The 15,640-nt window shown below is 60.4% G+C and carries 18 protein-coding genes and 1 tRNA gene; 10 read left to right on the top strand and 9 right to left on the bottom strand.

The features are described from left to right. Window positions 1–41: 41 nt before the first annotated feature. A complete protein-coding gene (locus tag JNJ45_08535) occupies window positions 42–623 on the bottom strand; it encodes a hypothetical protein (GenBank protein ID MBL8048714.1) in 582 nt (193 codons plus the stop codon). A gap of 190 nt (window positions 624–813) precedes the next feature. On the opposite strand from JNJ45_08535, the gene atpD reads away from it, so the two are divergent. Further along, entirely contained in the window at window positions 814–2,295 is a 1,482-nt protein-coding gene (atpD, locus tag JNJ45_08530) for a F0F1 ATP synthase subunit beta (protein MBL8048713.1), read from the top strand. A 3-nt stretch (window positions 2,296–2,298) separates the two neighbouring features. Beyond that, window positions 2,299–2,697 carry an ATP synthase F1 subunit epsilon gene (gene atpC / locus JNJ45_08525; protein MBL8048712.1) on the top strand — a complete coding sequence of 133 codons (399 nt, stop codon included), beginning with the start codon at window positions 2,299–2,301 and terminating at the stop codon, window positions 2,695–2,697. A gap of 75 nt (window positions 2,698–2,772) precedes the next feature. Here the strand turns inward: atpC and JNJ45_08520 are convergent, their stop codons facing one another. The 5 genes from JNJ45_08520 to JNJ45_08500 form a co-directional block, all read right to left on the bottom strand. Next, window positions 2,773–3,957, bottom strand: a complete 1,185-nt coding sequence (locus tag JNJ45_08520) for a dockerin type I repeat-containing protein (GenBank protein MBL8048711.1) — start codon at window positions 3,955–3,957, stop codon at window positions 2,773–2,775. Between the two features lie 75 nt (window positions 3,958–4,032). Then, window positions 4,033–4,641, bottom strand: a complete 609-nt coding sequence (nusB, locus tag JNJ45_08515; GenBank protein MBL8048710.1) for a transcription antitermination factor NusB — start codon at window positions 4,639–4,641, stop codon at window positions 4,033–4,035. Continuing rightward, the gene (accC, locus tag JNJ45_08510) at window positions 4,634–5,992 is read right to left on the bottom strand and encodes an acetyl-CoA carboxylase biotin carboxylase subunit (protein MBL8048709.1); all 1,359 of its coding nucleotides are present in this window, start codon (window positions 5,990–5,992) and stop codon (window positions 4,634–4,636) included. Before accC ends, nusB begins: the two co-directional genes overlap by 8 nt. After that, complete coding sequence (locus JNJ45_08505; protein MBL8048708.1) at window positions 5,992–6,324, bottom strand: hypothetical protein; 333 nt, start codon at window positions 6,322–6,324, stop codon at window positions 5,992–5,994. Before JNJ45_08505 ends, accC begins: the two co-directional genes overlap by 1 nt. Further along, entirely contained in the window at window positions 6,321–6,728 is a 408-nt protein-coding gene (locus tag JNJ45_08500; GenBank protein MBL8048707.1) for a hypothetical protein, read from the bottom strand. The genes JNJ45_08505 and JNJ45_08500 overlap by 4 nt, the downstream gene beginning before the upstream one ends. Window positions 6,729–6,916: 188 nt before the next feature. Here JNJ45_08500 and rpsF point away from each other — a divergent pair, with 188 nt between their 5' ends. Both rpsF and JNJ45_08490 read left to right on the top strand, forming a co-directional pair. Beyond that, on the top strand, window positions 6,917–7,228 hold the full coding sequence (gene rpsF, locus JNJ45_08495; protein ID MBL8048706.1) for a 30S ribosomal protein S6: 312 nt from the start codon (window positions 6,917–6,919) through the stop codon (window positions 7,226–7,228). A gap of 12 nt (window positions 7,229–7,240) precedes the next feature. Further along, window positions 7,241–7,687, top strand: coding sequence for a single-stranded DNA-binding protein (locus tag JNJ45_08490; GenBank protein MBL8048705.1), 447 nt, complete (start codon window positions 7,241–7,243; stop codon window positions 7,685–7,687). A 64-nt stretch (window positions 7,688–7,751) separates the two neighbouring features. On the opposite strand, the gene JNJ45_08485 is transcribed toward JNJ45_08490, so the two are convergent. After that, window positions 7,752–8,417 carry a CoA transferase subunit B gene (locus tag JNJ45_08485; GenBank protein ID MBL8048704.1) on the bottom strand — a complete coding sequence of 222 codons (666 nt, stop codon included), beginning with the start codon at window positions 8,415–8,417 and terminating at the stop codon, window positions 7,752–7,754. A 14-nt stretch (window positions 8,418–8,431) separates the two neighbouring features. Here JNJ45_08485 and JNJ45_08480 point away from each other — a divergent pair, with 14 nt between their 5' ends. The 6 genes from JNJ45_08480 to JNJ45_08455 all read left to right on the top strand — a co-directional run bounded on the left by JNJ45_08480 (window position 8,432) and on the right by JNJ45_08455 (window position 13,567). Continuing rightward, complete coding sequence (locus tag JNJ45_08480; protein MBL8048703.1) at window positions 8,432–9,274, top strand: M55 family metallopeptidase; 843 nt, start codon at window positions 8,432–8,434, stop codon at window positions 9,272–9,274. Between the two features lie 80 nt (window positions 9,275–9,354). Beyond that, window positions 9,355–11,589 (top strand): S8 family serine peptidase, encoded by a 2,235-nt coding sequence (locus tag JNJ45_08475; protein MBL8048702.1) that lies wholly within the window; start codon window positions 9,355–9,357, stop codon window positions 11,587–11,589. A gap of 37 nt (window positions 11,590–11,626) precedes the next feature. After that, window positions 11,627–11,702: transfer RNA gene (locus JNJ45_08470), tRNA-Ala, on the top strand. A gap of 359 nt (window positions 11,703–12,061) precedes the next feature. Further along, a complete protein-coding gene (locus JNJ45_08465) occupies window positions 12,062–12,781 on the top strand; it encodes a spondin domain-containing protein (GenBank protein MBL8048701.1) in 720 nt (239 codons plus the stop codon). A gap of 12 nt (window positions 12,782–12,793) precedes the next feature. Beyond that, a complete protein-coding gene (locus JNJ45_08460) occupies window positions 12,794–13,312 on the top strand; it encodes a sigma-70 family RNA polymerase sigma factor (GenBank protein MBL8048700.1) in 519 nt (172 codons plus the stop codon). After that, window positions 13,313–13,567, top strand: a complete 255-nt coding sequence (locus JNJ45_08455; GenBank protein MBL8048699.1) for a hypothetical protein — start codon at window positions 13,313–13,315, stop codon at window positions 13,565–13,567. It abuts the gene before it with no gap. A gap of 4 nt (window positions 13,568–13,571) precedes the next feature. Here JNJ45_08455 and JNJ45_08450 read toward each other — a convergent pair whose 3' ends face one another. Together JNJ45_08450 and JNJ45_08445 are read right to left on the bottom strand one after the other, a co-directional pair. Continuing rightward, window positions 13,572–14,456 (bottom strand): hypothetical protein, encoded by an 885-nt coding sequence (locus JNJ45_08450; GenBank protein MBL8048698.1) that lies wholly within the window; start codon window positions 14,454–14,456, stop codon window positions 13,572–13,574. Window positions 14,457–14,465: 9 nt separating this feature from the next. After that, window positions 14,466–15,611 (bottom strand): hypothetical protein, encoded by a 1,146-nt coding sequence (locus JNJ45_08445; GenBank protein ID MBL8048697.1) that lies wholly within the window; start codon window positions 15,609–15,611, stop codon window positions 14,466–14,468. Between the last annotated feature and the right edge of the window lie 29 nt (window positions 15,612–15,640).

The following is a 15,640-nucleotide window of genomic DNA, read 5'->3' as shown; positions in this document are numbered from 1 at the left end:
GCCCCAAGGGGCGGCCCAATTTGTTCGCGATATGCGCGGCCTTACTTGACCGGCAAGAGTTCGTAGTTGATCTTGCCGATGGCCATGGTGCTGACGACCTTCGCCTTCACCAGACGGCTGGTCTTAGCGTCAATCCATCGCTCCACCACGTGCTGGCCAACAAGACCCTTGCACTGGCTGGTGACCTTGATGAACTCCTTCTCTTCGACGGCTTTCGTGGTGAACGTCACGGCGTCGCCGAGCAGCGGAAGTTTTACTTCTTCCTTGGTCGGCATGGCGAGCGCGGCCAAGAGTTGGTCGCCGAACATCAGCGCGCCCTCGCCCGAGCCGTCGGGAATCAGCTGCGAGTCAACGCCGAAAACGCCCGTCATCTCTTGGCCCGGGCCGGTTTCGCCGTTCATTTCCATTTCGGTCTTGTGGTTCAAGGTCATCATCCAGCCCTTGGGTCCCTTGGAGAACTTCACGGTAAGCGGGCCGGCCACGCCGTAGGGCTGAATCTCGGCCTTGCCCTTGACCTTAAAGGTCCAGGTTTCGCCATCCTTGAAGTTGTAAGTGGGGATTGCCGGGGCCGGGGCGACCAACGTGGACATTCCTGTTGAATAGAGTGCAGCTGCAAGTAGCATGGGGCAATTATTGCACTGCAAATGGGCCAACTTTAAGTTCAGTTGCAAGATAGATACTGTCCCAACTTTGCCGATCCTAGTGAGTCCATCAGCCTCGACAATCAAATGCTGCCGCTGAGTGGGTTTTGGGGTATGCTTTCCGCCTGTGGGGCGTGCGTCTGCCGCCCATAAAATGAGGATCGACCAGCATATGGCCAACGTAGGCAAAGTTATTCAAGTTTTGGGTCCAGTCGTGGACTGCCGCTTCAACACCGACAACGTGCCCGGGATCTACAACGCGATCACAATTCAAGACGCCAAGCGCGGCATTGATCTGGTGGTCGAAGTAGCCCAGCACCTTGGCGACGACATCGTTCGATGCGTCGCGATGGCCTCCACCGACGGGATTGTCCGCGGTGCCGAAGCCGTCGATACCGGCGCTCCGATCACCGTTCCGGTGGGCGATGCGACTCTGGGCCGCGTCTTTAACCTGCTCGGCAAGCCGATTGACATCGTGGAAAGCGGCGAGCACGCCGACAGCCCCGAAGTCCGCGACGCCAAGGCGAAGGCCGTGGCCGCCGCTCCTCGACTTCCGATTCACCGCCAACCGCCGACGTTCGACCAACAAAACGTAAAGGTCGAGCTGCTCGTCACTGGCCTTAAGGTCATTGACCTGCTGGTTCCGTTCAACAAGGGCGGAAAGATCGGACTCTTTGGTGGTGCTGGTCTCGGCAAGACGGTTACGATTCAAGAACTCATCCGCAACATCGCGGTTGAAGCTTCCGGTGTGGCTATGTTTGCTGGCGTGGGCGAGCGAACCCGCGAAGGCAACGACCTTTGGCTGGAAATGAAGGAAGCTCAGTTCACCGATAACGACGGTTCGACGAAGTCGGTTATCGACAAAACGGCCATGGTCTTTGGCCAAATGAACGAGCCGCCCGGAGCCCGTCTCCGCGTTGCCCTGACCGCACTCACCATGGCGGAATACTTCCGCGATGAAGTCGGCAGCGACGTTCTGATCTTCGTTGACAACATTTTCCGCTTTGTGCAAGCGGGTTCGGAAGTTTCGGCTCTGCTGGGCCGGATGCCGAGCGCCGTGGGTTACCAGCCGACGCTGGCCACCGAAATGGGCTTCCTGCAAGAGCGCATCACCTCGACCACCAAGGGTTCTATCACCTCGGTGCAAGCGGTTTACGTTCCCGCCGACGACCCCTCGGACCCCGCGCCCGCCACGACCTTCTCGCACCTTGACGCTTACATTTACCTGGAGCGCTCGATTGCTTCGAAGGGTCTGTTCCCCGCGGTTGACCCGTTGGCTTCGACCTCGAAGAACCTCGACCCGCGCATCGTGGGCGAAGAGCACTACGCGGTGGCCAACAAGGTGCAAACCCTGCTGCAACGCTACAAGGAACTCCAAGACATCATCGCGATTCTCGGTATCGACGAGCTTTCCGACGACGACAAGCAGACCGTGGCCCGCGCTCGACGCATCGAGCGCTTTATGAGCCAGCCGTTCTTCGTTGCCGAGCAGTTCACCGGTAACACCGGCAAGTACGTCACGCTGGAAGAAACGATCCGCTCGTTCAAGGAGATCGTCGAAGGTAACCTCGATGACATTCCGGAGCAGGCATTCCTCTACTGCGGTGGCCTCGACGACGTCTACGAAAAGGCGAAGAAGCTGCAGGAGGCCTAAGGCATGATGACGCTCTCCGTAGTCGCGCCCGACTGCACGGTGGTCAATGAAGAAGTAAAATCCATCATTGCCCCGGGCACCGAAGGCTATCTCGGCGTTCAGCCGGGTCACGTGCCGGTGATCGTCGCGCTGCAAAACGGCGTGCTGGAGTATCGGAATACCCAAGATCAGCGCGAATATGTCGCGGTGAGCGGCGGGTTCATGGAGATCAGCAACAACAAGGTGATCGTCCTGGCCGACGACGCTCAACACGCGCGCGAAATTGATCTCGCCAAGGCCGAGAACGACCTCGAAGAAGCCCGAAAGGCGCTTCGTGGGGAAGGAAGCGGCATGGATCGCGAAACCGCGGTGACCGAAATCGGTCGCGCGATGAACCGCATCAAAGCGGCTCGCCGCAAGTAAGCCTAGCTTACGACAAACGAGCACGGGGTCTGTAAGTCAGACCCCGCGCTTTTCTCTGGATGACCCTGTTTTGGCTTAGGACGGATAGTCCGTATCGACGCTGTCGAAGTTACCCGCCAAAAGCGAGTAGTCGGCGATGTCAATCACGCCGTCGCCGTTGATATCGGCGTCGTAGTTCCAGGTCGGAGTCGGGTTACCCGTGCCATCGTCCACCAATGCGTCAAACGCCGATGCGATGATTGTGTAGTCCGCGATGTCGATGATGCCGCTTGAGTCGCAGTCGCCATTCGGGAGCACGAGGTTCACCGAGCAGCTACCACCCAAGACAGTTACCGTCGCCGAGCGTCGGAGACCGTACCAGCCGTCGAAGTAGGCGGTGTAGACGCCATCCGGCAGCGAGCAATCCATGGTCAGGTTGCCATCAATGTCCACGTAGCCAGCGGCTTCGTCCACCTTGGTCGTGCCAGACCAGAAGGAAGCCTGGATCCAGAAGATGTACCCATCATAAAGAGTGTCGGTCATCCCTTGGAATTGCACCGTTCCGGCCACGGTTGTCGTGGGCTTGCTGTTGAACGAAATGTCGTCGAACGCGGTTTCTTGCAGCGCATTCGGAACGAACGCATAGCTCATCATGTTCATCCAACCAACGCGCGCCGGGTCAGAGAAGTAGGTGCGATATGACATTTGGCCGTTAAACCACAGGGTCAAGTTGCCGTTCGTCGAGTTGTAACGACCACGCACGTTATGCCAAGTGTTAGTTGGGTTGCCACCGGTGTTGCCAACATAGCTGAAATTCCCGACTGTGTCAATCATCCACAGCGAGTCGTCGTAACCAGGGGTACCACTCGATTGGAACTGCAGAGTCATCCATCCGCTCCCGTCAAGGACCTTGTTCAGATTGAGGTTCGCGAGCACAGTGTCATTTCGCGACCCGTCTTCGCTGATCATAAACGAGTAGGAGAAGTCCATGCTGCCGTCCGTCATGGAGGGGTCGTGGCCAATGTACTGCCAAGCGAACGCGCCCGTTGCCGCCGGACGGAACCAGAGATTGGTGTAGGCCGAGTTGTTTGGGCTGACGCTGAACAAGTCGGTGATGGAAATCGGATCAACTTGGGCGTTGAACGTTCCCGACTGCCAGCCACCTTGTGTCCCCAGTTCGTCACCGGCGATATAAGAGTCAAAGTTTTCGGTGAAACTAACCTGAGCTGACGCTGCAGCCGCCACCAACAAGCCAAGAGAGATTTGCGCAATACGCTTCATAAAGATTCCCGTGCTCTTTTGAGCACAAGTATCTATATCACACGACCGCAAAATAAGCGCTAAATCCCGCGATTCTTATACTTCTTTTATAGACCAGCTGAGGATCGGTTCGGCCGGATCAACGATCTCGGGGGCGTCTTCGTGGAATTCTTCCACCTCGGTTCGAGCGGTGTCCTCGGCCACGACTTCCGGCAACGTCGGCTCAGGAACCTCCTCCGGCGCGGGCGGCGTCCAGTTGGCCTTGGGGCTCTTGGGCAAAATGGCGCCCAACACGCCGTTCACAAACTTGCCGCTTTCGGGCGTGCCAAATCGCTTGGCCAGGTTCACCGCCTCGTTGATGGTCACTCGCGGCGGAATGCTGGGCACGTGGTAGAGCTCAAACACCGCCATGCGCAGGGCCGTCAAGTCGGTCATCGCGATGCGGTCCAGCGTCCATCCGCGCGCCAGGTGGGGCGTGATCACGCTATCAATCAGGTCGAAGTCCTCGATAACCCCCTTGAACAAGGTCGTGCAATATTCGCGAGCTTCCGGCGTTGTGCCCTCTGCGGCGAGGAATAGGTCGAGCACCTGGTTGGCGCGCCACCCCATGCCGGCGGCCGCGAACAGCGCCGAGTACACGGCCTCGCGGGCCCCGAAGCGCGACTTGACCGGCGGAAAATCGTACTCCGCGCGATCCTCAGGCATGCACAGCCTCGTTGAGGAATCGTCCAACAAACGCGGTGCTGATGTTGTTGCTGCGGTAATCCGGGTGGGCGACCAATCGGCGCAGGAACGGGATGTTGGTGGCGATCCCTTCGACGTCAAACTCGTGAAGCGCAACCGCCAGCCGCTGCACCGCCTCGTCGCGGGTGCGACCGGTGACAATGAGCTTGGCGATCATCGGATCGTAAAACGGGGTGATCGTGAATCCGGCGTACACGTGCGTGTCCATGCGAACGCCGCGTCCACCCGGCGCATTCCACTTGGTGATTTTTCCCGTGCTCGGCGCGAACTCCTTGTCGGGGTCTTGGGCCGTAATGCGCGCCTCGATGCTGTGACCTTCCAGCAACACGTCGCGCTGGGTGAGCGGCAGCTTTTCGCCGTTGGCGACCATGAGTTGTAGCCGTACAAGGTCAAGACCGGTGATCTCTTCGGTCACGGGGTGCTCCACCTGCAGCCGGGTGTTCATCTCAAGGAAGTAGTACTTGCCCGACTGATCGACGATAAACTCGACCGTCCCGGCGTTGCTGTAGCCCACCTGCTTGGCCACGCGAACGGCGGCCTCGCCCATCGCGCGGCGCGTCTTTTCGGGGAGGCTCACGCACGGCGCTTCTTCGACAATTTTTTGGTGGCGAAGATTCTGCACCGAGCATTCGCGCTCCCAAAGGTGAATCACGTTGCCGTGCTGGTCGCCAAAAATCTGAATCTCCACGTGTCGCGGCTCGACCACGCACTTTTCGACGATGAGGTCGCCGTTGCCAAAGCTCGCCTGAGCCTCGGATTGGGCTAGCTTCCACATTCGCTGAAGTTCGCTCGGGTCATCCACCCGGCGAATGCCACGTCCGCCGCCTCCGGCAACCGCTTTGAGCAACACGGGGTAACCAATCTCGTCGGCAAGTCGCATTGCCTCGGTGTCGGTATCCACTGCCCCTTCCGAACCCGGAACAACCGGACACTTGGCAAGGATCGCTGCCTTTTTGGCGGCCGCCTTGTCGCCCATGGCTTCGATGGCGCTCGGGCCAGGCCCGATGAACTTGATTCCCATTTCCTCCAGAGCGGCGGCAAAGTTCGCGCGCTCGCTGAAGTAGCCATAGCCCGGGTGCACCGCCTCGGCCCCGCTAATCTGCGCCGCCATCATCACGTTCGCGAGGTTCAAATACGAGTCAGAGTTGCTGCCCTCGCCCACGCAAATGGCGCGATCGGCCAAGCGCACGTGCAGGCTATCTTTGTCGGCCTTGGAATAGATGGCGATGGTTTCGATGCCGAGCTCGCGGCACGCGCGCATCACTCGGCAGGCGATCTCGCCTCGGTTGGCAATCAGAACTTTCTTGAACATCAGTATTTGCTATGCCCCGGGTGGTTGCATTTGACTTCGCCGGTCGCGGGATTGTATTCGTAAGGCTTGTGGTCAATCGGGTCGCTGGTCATGCTTTCCGGAATACCCGGCAGACCGATCAGCACGGGCGGGTTCGCATTGTCTTCCGATTGCGAGCGATAAAGCTCGACCGACTGCCGGAGCGAGCGCAGATTCGACATGCAGACTTCGTCTTTGGCCCGGGCGAACGTCTGCCCGACGACGGTATGGCCTTCTTGGTCGAGGCGCTTGTTCTCCAGGCCCGAATCGCAGCCAATGAGCAACAACGCAAGGGCGGGGAGCAGAAACTTCACGACGTCACCTTCACGCGGATGACGCCGCCGCCATATTCCAGGGGCTCACCATCTTTGGCCAGGACTTCGGTGATTTCGCCCGCGTGATCGCACACGATATCGTTGGCCAATCCGAGCGCCATCACCTCGCCGATGACCTGACCGGCTTCGACTTTGCCGCCAACCTTGAGGTTGACTTTGGCCGCCTTCATAAAGCCGACCACGGGCGAGCACACTGTTTTAATCGGGTCGGGCTCGTTGGTAAACACCGCCGCAAACTCTTCGGTTTCGGGCTCGTCCGCTTCCACCGATGCGCTCAGCACGGCGCGAAATTTATCGTCGCCGCTTTGCAACTTGACCACGCGCAGCCCAAACTCGCGGGCAGTGCGCAGGGATTGTTGGATTGTGTCCCGATCCAAAGACATGCTGAGAGTGTACCGCTGGGTTCGCCGGGCCGGAGAAGTTTGGAAAAAAACCAAAAATTCTTGACACTTTTCGCGGATTTATGTATACTGATGTCTATCCACTTAAGAAGTGGGTATCATTGAAGGCCTATGCGGCTCTCTGTTCCGAGCGAGTTTCGGAACCTAGCCAAGACCATAGGGAGCATATTGTGGATACCAGAAAGTACGAAGTTCTATACATGGTGAGTCCGGCGTTGGCGGACAGCGAAGTCAAGGCGATTGCCGAGAAGTTTAAGGGCATTGTTGAAGGCCAAGGCGGCTCGGTGGAGCGCGCCGAAAAGTGGGAAAAGCGCAAGCTTGCCTACGAAATGGCCGGCCTGAAGGAAGCCAACTACGTGATCATGCACTTTGATGCGGCAGCAACGGTTCCGGCGGAACTTCGCCGCCAAATGCGCAACAGCGACGAAGTGATTCGTCACATCGTGTTGCTTCGCGACGAAGAAGCTGCGGCCACGGCCTAACGAGAGAACCTCATGAGCATTAACCGAGTTGTCCTGATCGGTCGCCTAGTACGAGACCCTGAGCTGCGGATGACCTCCGGCGGCAAAAGCGTTTGTGATTTCAGCATTGCGGTCACCAAGCGATTTAAGCCGCAAGACGGTTCGCCCGACGCAGACTTCTTCCGCTGTACCTGCTGGGAGAAGACGGCCGAGTACGTGTCGAACTACCTGAACAAGGGCCGCATGGTGGCCGTGGAAGGTCGCCTGCAATCGCGCAAGTACCAAGCCAGCGATGGCACCAACCGCGAGGTGGTGGAAATCGTGGCCGACAACGTGCAAGGCCTCGACCGTCCGCGCGACGATAACGGCGGCGGCGGTGGCGGCGATGCCGAAGGCTCGGGCTACAAGGCTCCGGCCCGCGCGGTCACTCCGGCAGCGCCAACGCCCAGCGACGACGAATACGATCCGTTCGCGGACTGACGTTCGGTTAGAACAGATTAAGGCGAGTGACCTGGGTCACTCGCCTTTTTTTATTGAGTCGCGGTTAGACCGCGATCGGACGGAGGTCGCTGGCCACAGTAAAGACCGCTTCGGTCTTCGATTTGATCTCGTCCACGGTTACATCCGGGGCGTGCTCGCGCAGCACCAGACCTTCGGGCGTGACAGCGAATACGGCGAGATCGGTGATGATGAGGTTGACGCATCCCTTGCCTGTGAGTGGCAGCGAGCACTCGCGCAGCACCTTGCTTTGACCGGCTTTGTTGGCGTGCTCCATCACCACGACGACATTCTTGGTTCCGGCGACAAGGTCCATCGCGCCGCCCATGCCCTTGACCATCTTGCCCGGGATCATCCAGTTGGCCAGATCGCCTTGCTCGCTCACCTCCATCGCGCCAAGAATCGTGAGGTCCACGTGACCGCCGCGGATCATGGCAAACGAATCGGCGCTGCTAAAGTAGCTCGTCCCCGGAATCTCGGTGACGGTCTGCTTGCCAGCGTTGATCAGGTCGGGGTCTTCTTCGCCCACAAATGGAAACGGCCCCATGCCGAGCATGCCGTTTTCGCTTTGCAGCACCACGTCCATGCCCTCCGGAATGTAGTTTGCGACCAGGGTCGGAATGCCAATCCCGAGGTTGACATAGAACCCGTCACGGAGTTCTTGCGCGGCGCGCTGCGCCAGTTGTTCGCGGGAAAGAGCCATGCCTGTCATGGTACCGTGAAGCCATGAAAGTCTTCATTTCCGTGGACATGGAAGGAATCACGGGCCTGGTGACCTGGGGGCAATGCAGCGGCCCGCGCTCCGAAGTTTACGACTACCAGTTTGCGCGCGAACGCATGACCGCCGACACGAACGCCGCCATTCGCGGCGCGTTTGCCGCAGGCGCCACCGAGGTGGTGGTGAAGGACTCGCACAACAACAGCAAGAACTTGCTGATTGACAAGCTGGAACCCGGCGTGAGCCTGATTTCAGGCTACGGCAACGGCACCGCCGGCATGATGAGCGGCATGGATCGCGAATGCACCGCCGCGCTGCTGGTGGGCTACCACGCGATGGCGGGCACGAAAGCCGCCGTGATGGAGCACACCCTCAACGACAGCGTTCACCAGCTTTGGATCAACGACCGCAAGACCGGCGAGATCGGCTTGAGCGCGGGGCTCGCGGGCTGTTACGACGTCCCGATTGTGATGATTAGCTCCGACCAAGCCGGGTGCGATGAGTTGCTGAAGATCAACCCGAAGGCCGCCAGCGCGGTGGTGAAGACCGGCATTGGCCGCTTTATGGCCGACTGCCTGCACCCCGCGCAAAGCGAGGAGCTGATTTTTCAGGCGGCCCGGGAAGGCGTGGAGCGCGCCAGCGATATGGACCCCTGGGCGCCCGAGCTACCGGTGGAAGCGAAGCTGGAATTCAAGTTCACGCACGAAGCCGATGCCGCCAGCCGCATCCCTGGTGTGCGCCGCTTGGACGGCTACACGGTCGAAATCGAATGCGATTCGTTTGCCGCCGCGCACCAGCTTTTGTGGCAGGTGATTATGGTCGGCGGGGCGGGCGGAAGCGCGAATCGCTGAGCGCGAGTACCAGGTTTTTGCAGAAAGGCCGCTTGCCCTCCGAACTGGCGAGCTTTTCGCATTATCATTAAAGGGTACTGATGAGGCTTTCGATCACGGCAATTTTCCTGGCCTGCGGGCTAGTCGCGTTTGCGGATGAGCTCCCGCAGCATATCGTCGCGCGCAAAACCAAGGCTGGCGCTCACACCGCCCCGGTTCCGCTGACCAACACGCTGATCGTGCGAAGTCGGACCGGTCTACCGATTCCCGGCACCCGAGCCTTGCTCAGCTCGCCCGGTTGGGGCGTGATGGAGTTTGGGTCAGCCGCCGATCGCGATGCGGCTCTGATGGGCTTGCGCATGGACCGTTTGGTGGCCGCCGTGTATGTGGTTCCGGCGGTGCCGGTTCAACCCGAGATCGTCATTGACGACCCTTACTTCCCCAAAGATGCGCCGAGCGCCGGATACCGTGGCCAGTGGCACTTGCTGAACCAGATTGAAGCGGGTCGCGACATCAACGTCGCCGATGCCTATGCCGATGACGTGACCGGCCTCGGCGTGACCACGTGCATCGTGGACGACGGCATTCAGAACGGCCACGAAGACATTTTTCCGAACTACCTCTCGGCGAATAGCTGGGACTTTGCGAACAACGACAACAATCCTTCCGCGAGCGGCAGTGAGAACCACGGCACGGCGGTGGCCGGAGTCATGGCCGCCCGCGGCGGCAACGGCATTGGCGTCACGGGCGTCGCTCCTCTTGCGAGCATCAGCGCGATCCGGGTGAGTTTTAGCGCCGGAAACGTGATCACGCAGTTGACCGACGCGACGCTCTTTAAGAGCAGTGGCGCGGATACCGCGATCAAGATTAAGAATCATTCCTACGGCGTGTCGTTGCCGTTTGTGAACTACTCCGTATTGGCCGACGCCCTGGAAACCTCAAGCGCGGCGGGCACGATTCACGTGCGTTCGGCCGGAAACTATCGTGGCACGAGCGCGGAAGACGCCAACAAGTCCAGCGACCGCGGGACGCCTTCCGCGATCGTCGTCGGAGCAATGGGCAACAACGGCGTCTTCGCCGACTACTCGAATTTCGGCTCGAACCTGATTTGCTGCGTGCCGAGCAACCCCACCGCCGGGAGCAGCATTGGCCTGCTCACGACCGACCGAAGCGGTTCGCCGGGCTACAACGGATTCCCGAACACCAGCTACACCCCGAACTTTGGCGGGACTTCGGGCGCCGCCCCGCAAGTGGCGGGAGCCTTGGCCTTGGCGAAGCAGATTCGCCCGAACTTGGACGCCCGCTTTGCCAAGCACCTCATCGCGCGATCGAGTCGGCAAGTGGATGCCGCCGACGCCAGCTTGACCGGCGGTTGGGTGACCAACGCGGCGGGCTTGAAGTTCAATCCGAACTACGGTTTTGGCTTGCTCGATGCCTCGGGTGTGGTGGATTTGGCGCGCGCCTATAGCGGCGTCGGGCTGCCCGCGACCGTGAGCAGCGGCACGATTTCGGTGAACACGGCCCTGCCCGATGGCACGGGCGCGGCCATTTTCCGGAACATCAACATCGCCTCGCAGCACCCCTCGCAAAAGGTGGAGGACGTGGTGGTGACCTTGAACGTGACCCACCCCTGGCGCGGCGACGTGGAAGGCGTGATCACCTCCCCGGCGGGCACACAGATTCGGTTTTTGACCGACTTTGGCGGCGACTCGGGCGCGAACATTTCGAACTGGAAGTTCACCGTCAACGGCTTTTGGAACGAGGACCCAGACGGCGCCTGGCAGGTGCGTTTGCGCGACCTGAACACCGGCGATGTCGGCACGTGGGGCGACGTGAAACTCGACGTGCGCATGGGATACCTGATCGAGGCGAGCAGCACGGTTTCGGGCACCGTGGACCTGCTGGATTGGGCCGACGAAACCGGCAAGCAGGTGGCCTATGAGTTGCTGACTGGGGCGACGGTGGTGCAATCCGGGAACCTGACGCTCGGCGCAGGCGGGAGTTTTGCCTTTGGCACGGCGAACCTGGGCGCGTACGACCTGCGCATCAAAGGCCGCACGTGGCTCGCCGAAAAGCAGGCGATTGACACCAGCAGCAACGTGAGCGGGCTGACCTTTGCGCTGCAGAACGGCGACGTGAACGGCGACAACATTGTGGACATCGCGGACTATTCGTACCTCGCCGCCGCCTTCGACCTGGATAGTTCGGCCCCGAACTGGCTGACGCCGGACGGCAACGGCATCGCCCCGCAGGATTCGGACCTGAACGGCGACGGGATTGTGGACATCGCGGATTACACGATTTTGGCGACGAGCTTTGACGCGGTGGGGGACTAGCGCCCTCCGCGTCAGGCGGTATACTGTTGGAACCTTTGGGGGATTAGCTCAGTTGGGAGAGCGCTTGCATGGCATGCAAGAGGTCAGCGGTTCGAACCCGCTATCCTCCACCAAACAATGGTAGTCGGGCTTTATCCATTGTTGTTCATTCTCATTTGGTCTTAGTTCGCAGCGACTACCTCGCCGCCGTCCGAAGATGGTGTAACCGCTTCATGGGCCTACGGCCAACAGCGTACAAACGCGGCATTCCCCCAGGCTGACTTGAGTTTTTGGCAGATTCTTAAACCAATGATTCGCCTCAGTTTTTGAGGCGAATAGCCGCCCTAATCGCCTCAGCCTAACTTACTACCCGCAAAATTCGCAGATTCCCCGCCCGCGATGGAAGTAATTCGCGCGTCCCTGTCTTCTTGTTTTCACCTGCCCCGTTTGGGGGTGGGAGGAAACAACTATGAACTTCCGTTTACCATTAATCGTGTCCTGTTTCGCGGCGGTCTCGGCCCACGCGGCAGTGTTCACCGTCACCTGGACCAACCACGGACCGCAGCCGCTCAGCCCGCTTTTTTGGTCGGTCGGCAACGCCTCATTCGACATCTTCAGCCTTGGCGGAACCTCGTCGGCGGGCATCAAGTCCATCGCCGAATCCGGCAACGTCAACCCGATGCTTAACATCGCCGCGGCCGCCGGATCGAACGTGCAGCTCTATGGAGTGTTGGCGGGCGGGCCGCTGATGCCCGGGCTCACGCGCTCGGCGACGATCAACGTCAACTCGGGTTCGGACTACTTCTCGTTTGCGACCATGCTCGGCATGACCAACGACGGCTTCCTCGGCGAGGGCGTCAGCAGCATGGGGCTGCGGCTATTCGGCGGAAACACGCCGCTCGGCTTTAGCGTCAACGTCTACGGCGCGCGAGCCTGGGATGCCGGCACCGAAGCCAACACCCAAAACGCCGCCGACTTGGGTGCGCTCGGCGGCTCCGGCAATCCGGCCGAAGCGGCGGGCTTCAACCGCATCCGTGTCCACGAATCCATTGTCCCGGGTCGCGGCGATAGCTTTGCGAGTCTGCCGGATTGGACCAGCAACACGCGGCTGATGACGCTGACCGTGCTGCCGGTGCCCGAGCCCAGCGGCTTGGTGTTCCTTGGCGTGGCCGGAATTGGGATGATGTTGCGAAGAAAGCGAGCAAGTGCGTAAGCTTTGATCCACATGGCCGCCCGCCCGCCGAGCCGCGACGCTCTTTGCAAACTTGTGCGCACCGAGCTCGCTCGGCTGTACCGGGTGGCCTTTCGACTCACAGGAAGCAGTGTCCGGGCGGAGGATTTGGTTGGAACAACTCTCCATGCAGCAGCCAAAGCGTGGGACCATTTCGATGGTGCCCACCCCTCCGCCTGGCTACTGCGCATCATGACCAACGCAAACTTTCGGCAAGGCAGCATCGAAGCTCGCCATCGACACGCCCATTTGGACTCGATCAGCGAGGAGGCGAGTCCACATGCCGTGGACGAAATCGTGATGCACCGGCTAGCCACAAGCGAGGTGTTGGCTGGCCTCCTGCAGCTGAATCCCGACCAACAAATGGTGATCATCCTTTGCGATATCGAAGAAATGTCGTACGATGAAGTGGCGCTGGCGCTAGAGATTCCGCGGGGAACAGTGTGCTCCCGACTCTACCGCGCGCGCCGGGCTCTCATCGACCTATGCACGTTTTCAATGGAGGCAAATTAAATGCGTTGGCCCTTTCACAAGCATGGTCCCGATGAGCACTGTCCGCACATGGACGCGATTTTGCACCGCACCGCCGAGGGGCGCGCCGGCTGGCTGGCGCGACTCTACGCGATGGCCCACACGGCGCAATGCACGCCATGCCGCAAATTCTTGGATAAGCTCGTGCAGACTTTGGCCGCACTCAAGGCGGCCAAGGGACCGGAACCCGAGGCCGACGCGGTCCAGCGCATGATGAACCAGATCGAGGAGTCGTAAGAACTTACTTCTCCGCCTTGAACTCAAACTTCTGCCCGCGACCGCCCTTGATGTAGCCGATGGTGGCGGTGAGGCCGCCCTCGACCAGCTCGTAGGTGATCCGCTGAGGGGAGTCGTGGCGCGGATTCTCGAACACCGCGCGCTTGGCCGACACCTCGGTCGCGACGAATTCGGTCGGCGCGGCGCCGCGAGGTTGGGCGATGTAAACCAAACCGCCCTCGCGCTGCACCACGCGCAGAAACTCAAAGCCCGCCAAGGCATCGCGAGTCACGGTGCGCGAGACGCCAAAGAGCGAGCCGCCTTTGACCGGCCCCCAGCGCTCCTCAATGGTGGTGGTTCCGGCGGTGCCGCGCGTGCCCACCCAGTCGCCGCTCATCCAGGCGAGATCGCTGGCCACGGCTTTCGCGGGTGTCGGCAGCGGAATGTCCTCCGGATGGCGATAGTAGGCAAGGGATTCGAACGTGGTCGGGTTACCGACGCGAACGTGCGCATGCAAACCGCCTTCGACCAGGCGGATTTCGCGCCGAATCAGGCTCAATTCGACCTGATCGGATTCGCGAATCAGCCGTGTCTCGTACTCAATCACGCCATCCACGAACGTGCCCTTCACGCGGGTAATGGTGCCGTTGGCGGTGGTCTCGCTGGAGTTTCCGTTCAGCGGAATCCGTTGGTCGCCATCGCGACGCGCCCAGACGAAGGTGTTATCTTCCATACGGAACACCACGCGCGCGCTCATGCTCGGCTGGTGATCTTCAAGGGGCCGGCCCGCGGTGCGATCCTCGACATAGATCCATTCACCTTCAAACGGCCGGGCGAGGAAGCCGGGCAGCGAGGCAGATGCCGTCCCGACCAACACCAGTGCGAAACTGAGAACGAAGAAGTTGTGCATATTCCTATGCTACTTGCTTGAGGCCGCGAGATACTCCGGTTGTTTCGCGCGAAGGGCGGCATCGAGTTCACCGCGCACCGCGGCGGGGATGTGAGGATACTCGTCGCCGGCCAGAACCTCGTGGATGCGACTCCAAACCAGCGCGCGAACCTTCGGGTTGAGCGCGCGGAACGCGTCGGACCCGATGAGCGGCGAGCACGAGAGGCGGTACAGCCGGGTTTTGAGGTCCAACACATGCAGCGGACCCTGCTTGCCGTACGCCTCGGTGAATCCGCTGACGCCCTTGATCGGCGCGGTGAGCTTGGTTTCGCCGACGCAAAGGAGCGCCTTGACCAGCGGCTCCACTTCTTCCGCCGAGACCTCGCGCAGGTCTTTGGTGTCGGCCTGAACTCGCGACAAAATTGTGTGAACATGAATCTGGTGATCCAACACCATCAGGGCGGCCAAGTCCGAGTGCGGCGACAGATACGGCTTCGTGTTGAAGAACTTGGAAAGGTCGGTGATGTTCGCGCCCTTGTTCACGTCTTGCTTCGGTTGCTCGTCGGTGCCGGTCGAAACGCTATTGCCCATGTGGCGCATCGCACCGTGCGTGCCGCTGACATACCAACCTCCCCAGCGCTGCGCGAACGGCGTTTTGGAGGTCACATTAATGGTGCTGGCAAAGGCGCGCGGGTAGCCGCTTTCGGGCACCATCGTGCTTTGAGCGAGCAGCCGCACCGGGCGACCGTCGTTGCCCGCGTGGCATCGGGTGCAAAGCGCAAGCTCCTCTTTGAACTTCGGCGCAACCCCCTTCTTGTTGGGCAGCGAGTACATCTGCGGTCCGCGGACCGGGTCGATGGAGAGAATTTCAAGGTCCGGCGCGCCCGGGCTCCAGCCGACATAAACGCTCTCGCTAAAGTACATCGCGCGCGGAGTTTTGCGGCCGATAAAGTCGGTTTGCAGGCTGGACTTACTCCACACCAGCACCTGCGAGGTCGGACTGATGTTGAGCGCTTTCAGCAGATCGTCGAGGTAGCCACGCGTAGGGTGGTAGCTCAGCTTCAGGTTGCCCTGTTGCAGGCGCTTGATCGGGTCTTGTAGCGGCGCGCCGCCGTCCATTCTCGCGACCCCGAGGCAACCGATCGCCGCCATCAGCAAACACAAACCGCGCACCATGACCCCTAGTTTACTAAGGAAAGCCGCAC

The sequence above is a fragment of the Chthonomonas sp. genome, from assembly GCA_016788425.1.
Lineage (GTDB): Bacteria > Armatimonadota > Fimbriimonadia > Fimbriimonadales > Fimbriimonadaceae > JAEURQ01.
Note: the sequence above shows the minus strand (reverse complement) of the source record. Positions and strands in the feature narration are given on the sequence as shown.

Coding starts and splice junctions, on each gene's coding strand:
- JNJ45_08535 (MBL8048714.1), bottom strand. CDS start 623: ATGCTACTTGCAGCTGCACTCTATTCAACAGGAATGTCCACGTTGGTC.
- atpD (MBL8048713.1), top strand. CDS start 814: ATGGCCAACGTAGGCAAAGTTATTCAAGTTTTGGGTCCAGTCGTGGAC.
- atpC (MBL8048712.1), top strand. CDS start 2,299: ATGATGACGCTCTCCGTAGTCGCGCCCGACTGCACGGTGGTCAATGAA.
- JNJ45_08520 (MBL8048711.1), bottom strand. CDS start 3,957: ATGAAGCGTATTGCGCAAATCTCTCTTGGCTTGTTGGTGGCGGCTGCA.
- nusB (MBL8048710.1), bottom strand. CDS start 4,641: ATGCCTGAGGATCGCGCGGAGTACGATTTTCCGCCGGTCAAGTCGCGC.
- accC (MBL8048709.1), bottom strand. CDS start 5,992: ATGTTCAAGAAAGTTCTGATTGCCAACCGAGGCGAGATCGCCTGCCGA.
- JNJ45_08500 (MBL8048707.1), bottom strand. CDS start 6,728: ATGTCTTTGGATCGGGACACAATCCAACAATCCCTGCGCACTGCCCGC.
- JNJ45_08490 (MBL8048705.1), top strand. CDS start 7,241: ATGAGCATTAACCGAGTTGTCCTGATCGGTCGCCTAGTACGAGACCCT.
- JNJ45_08485 (MBL8048704.1), bottom strand. CDS start 8,417: ATGACAGGCATGGCTCTTTCCCGCGAACAACTGGCGCAGCGCGCCGCG.
- JNJ45_08480 (MBL8048703.1), top strand. CDS start 8,432: ATGAAAGTCTTCATTTCCGTGGACATGGAAGGAATCACGGGCCTGGTG.
- JNJ45_08475 (MBL8048702.1), top strand. CDS start 9,355: ATGAGGCTTTCGATCACGGCAATTTTCCTGGCCTGCGGGCTAGTCGCG.
- JNJ45_08460 (MBL8048700.1), top strand. CDS start 12,794: ATGGCCGCCCGCCCGCCGAGCCGCGACGCTCTTTGCAAACTTGTGCGC.
- JNJ45_08455 (MBL8048699.1), top strand. CDS start 13,313: ATGCGTTGGCCCTTTCACAAGCATGGTCCCGATGAGCACTGTCCGCAC.
- JNJ45_08450 (MBL8048698.1), bottom strand. CDS start 14,456: ATGCACAACTTCTTCGTTCTCAGTTTCGCACTGGTGTTGGTCGGGACG.
- JNJ45_08445 (MBL8048697.1), bottom strand. CDS start 15,611: ATGGTGCGCGGTTTGTGTTTGCTGATGGCGGCGATCGGTTGCCTCGGG.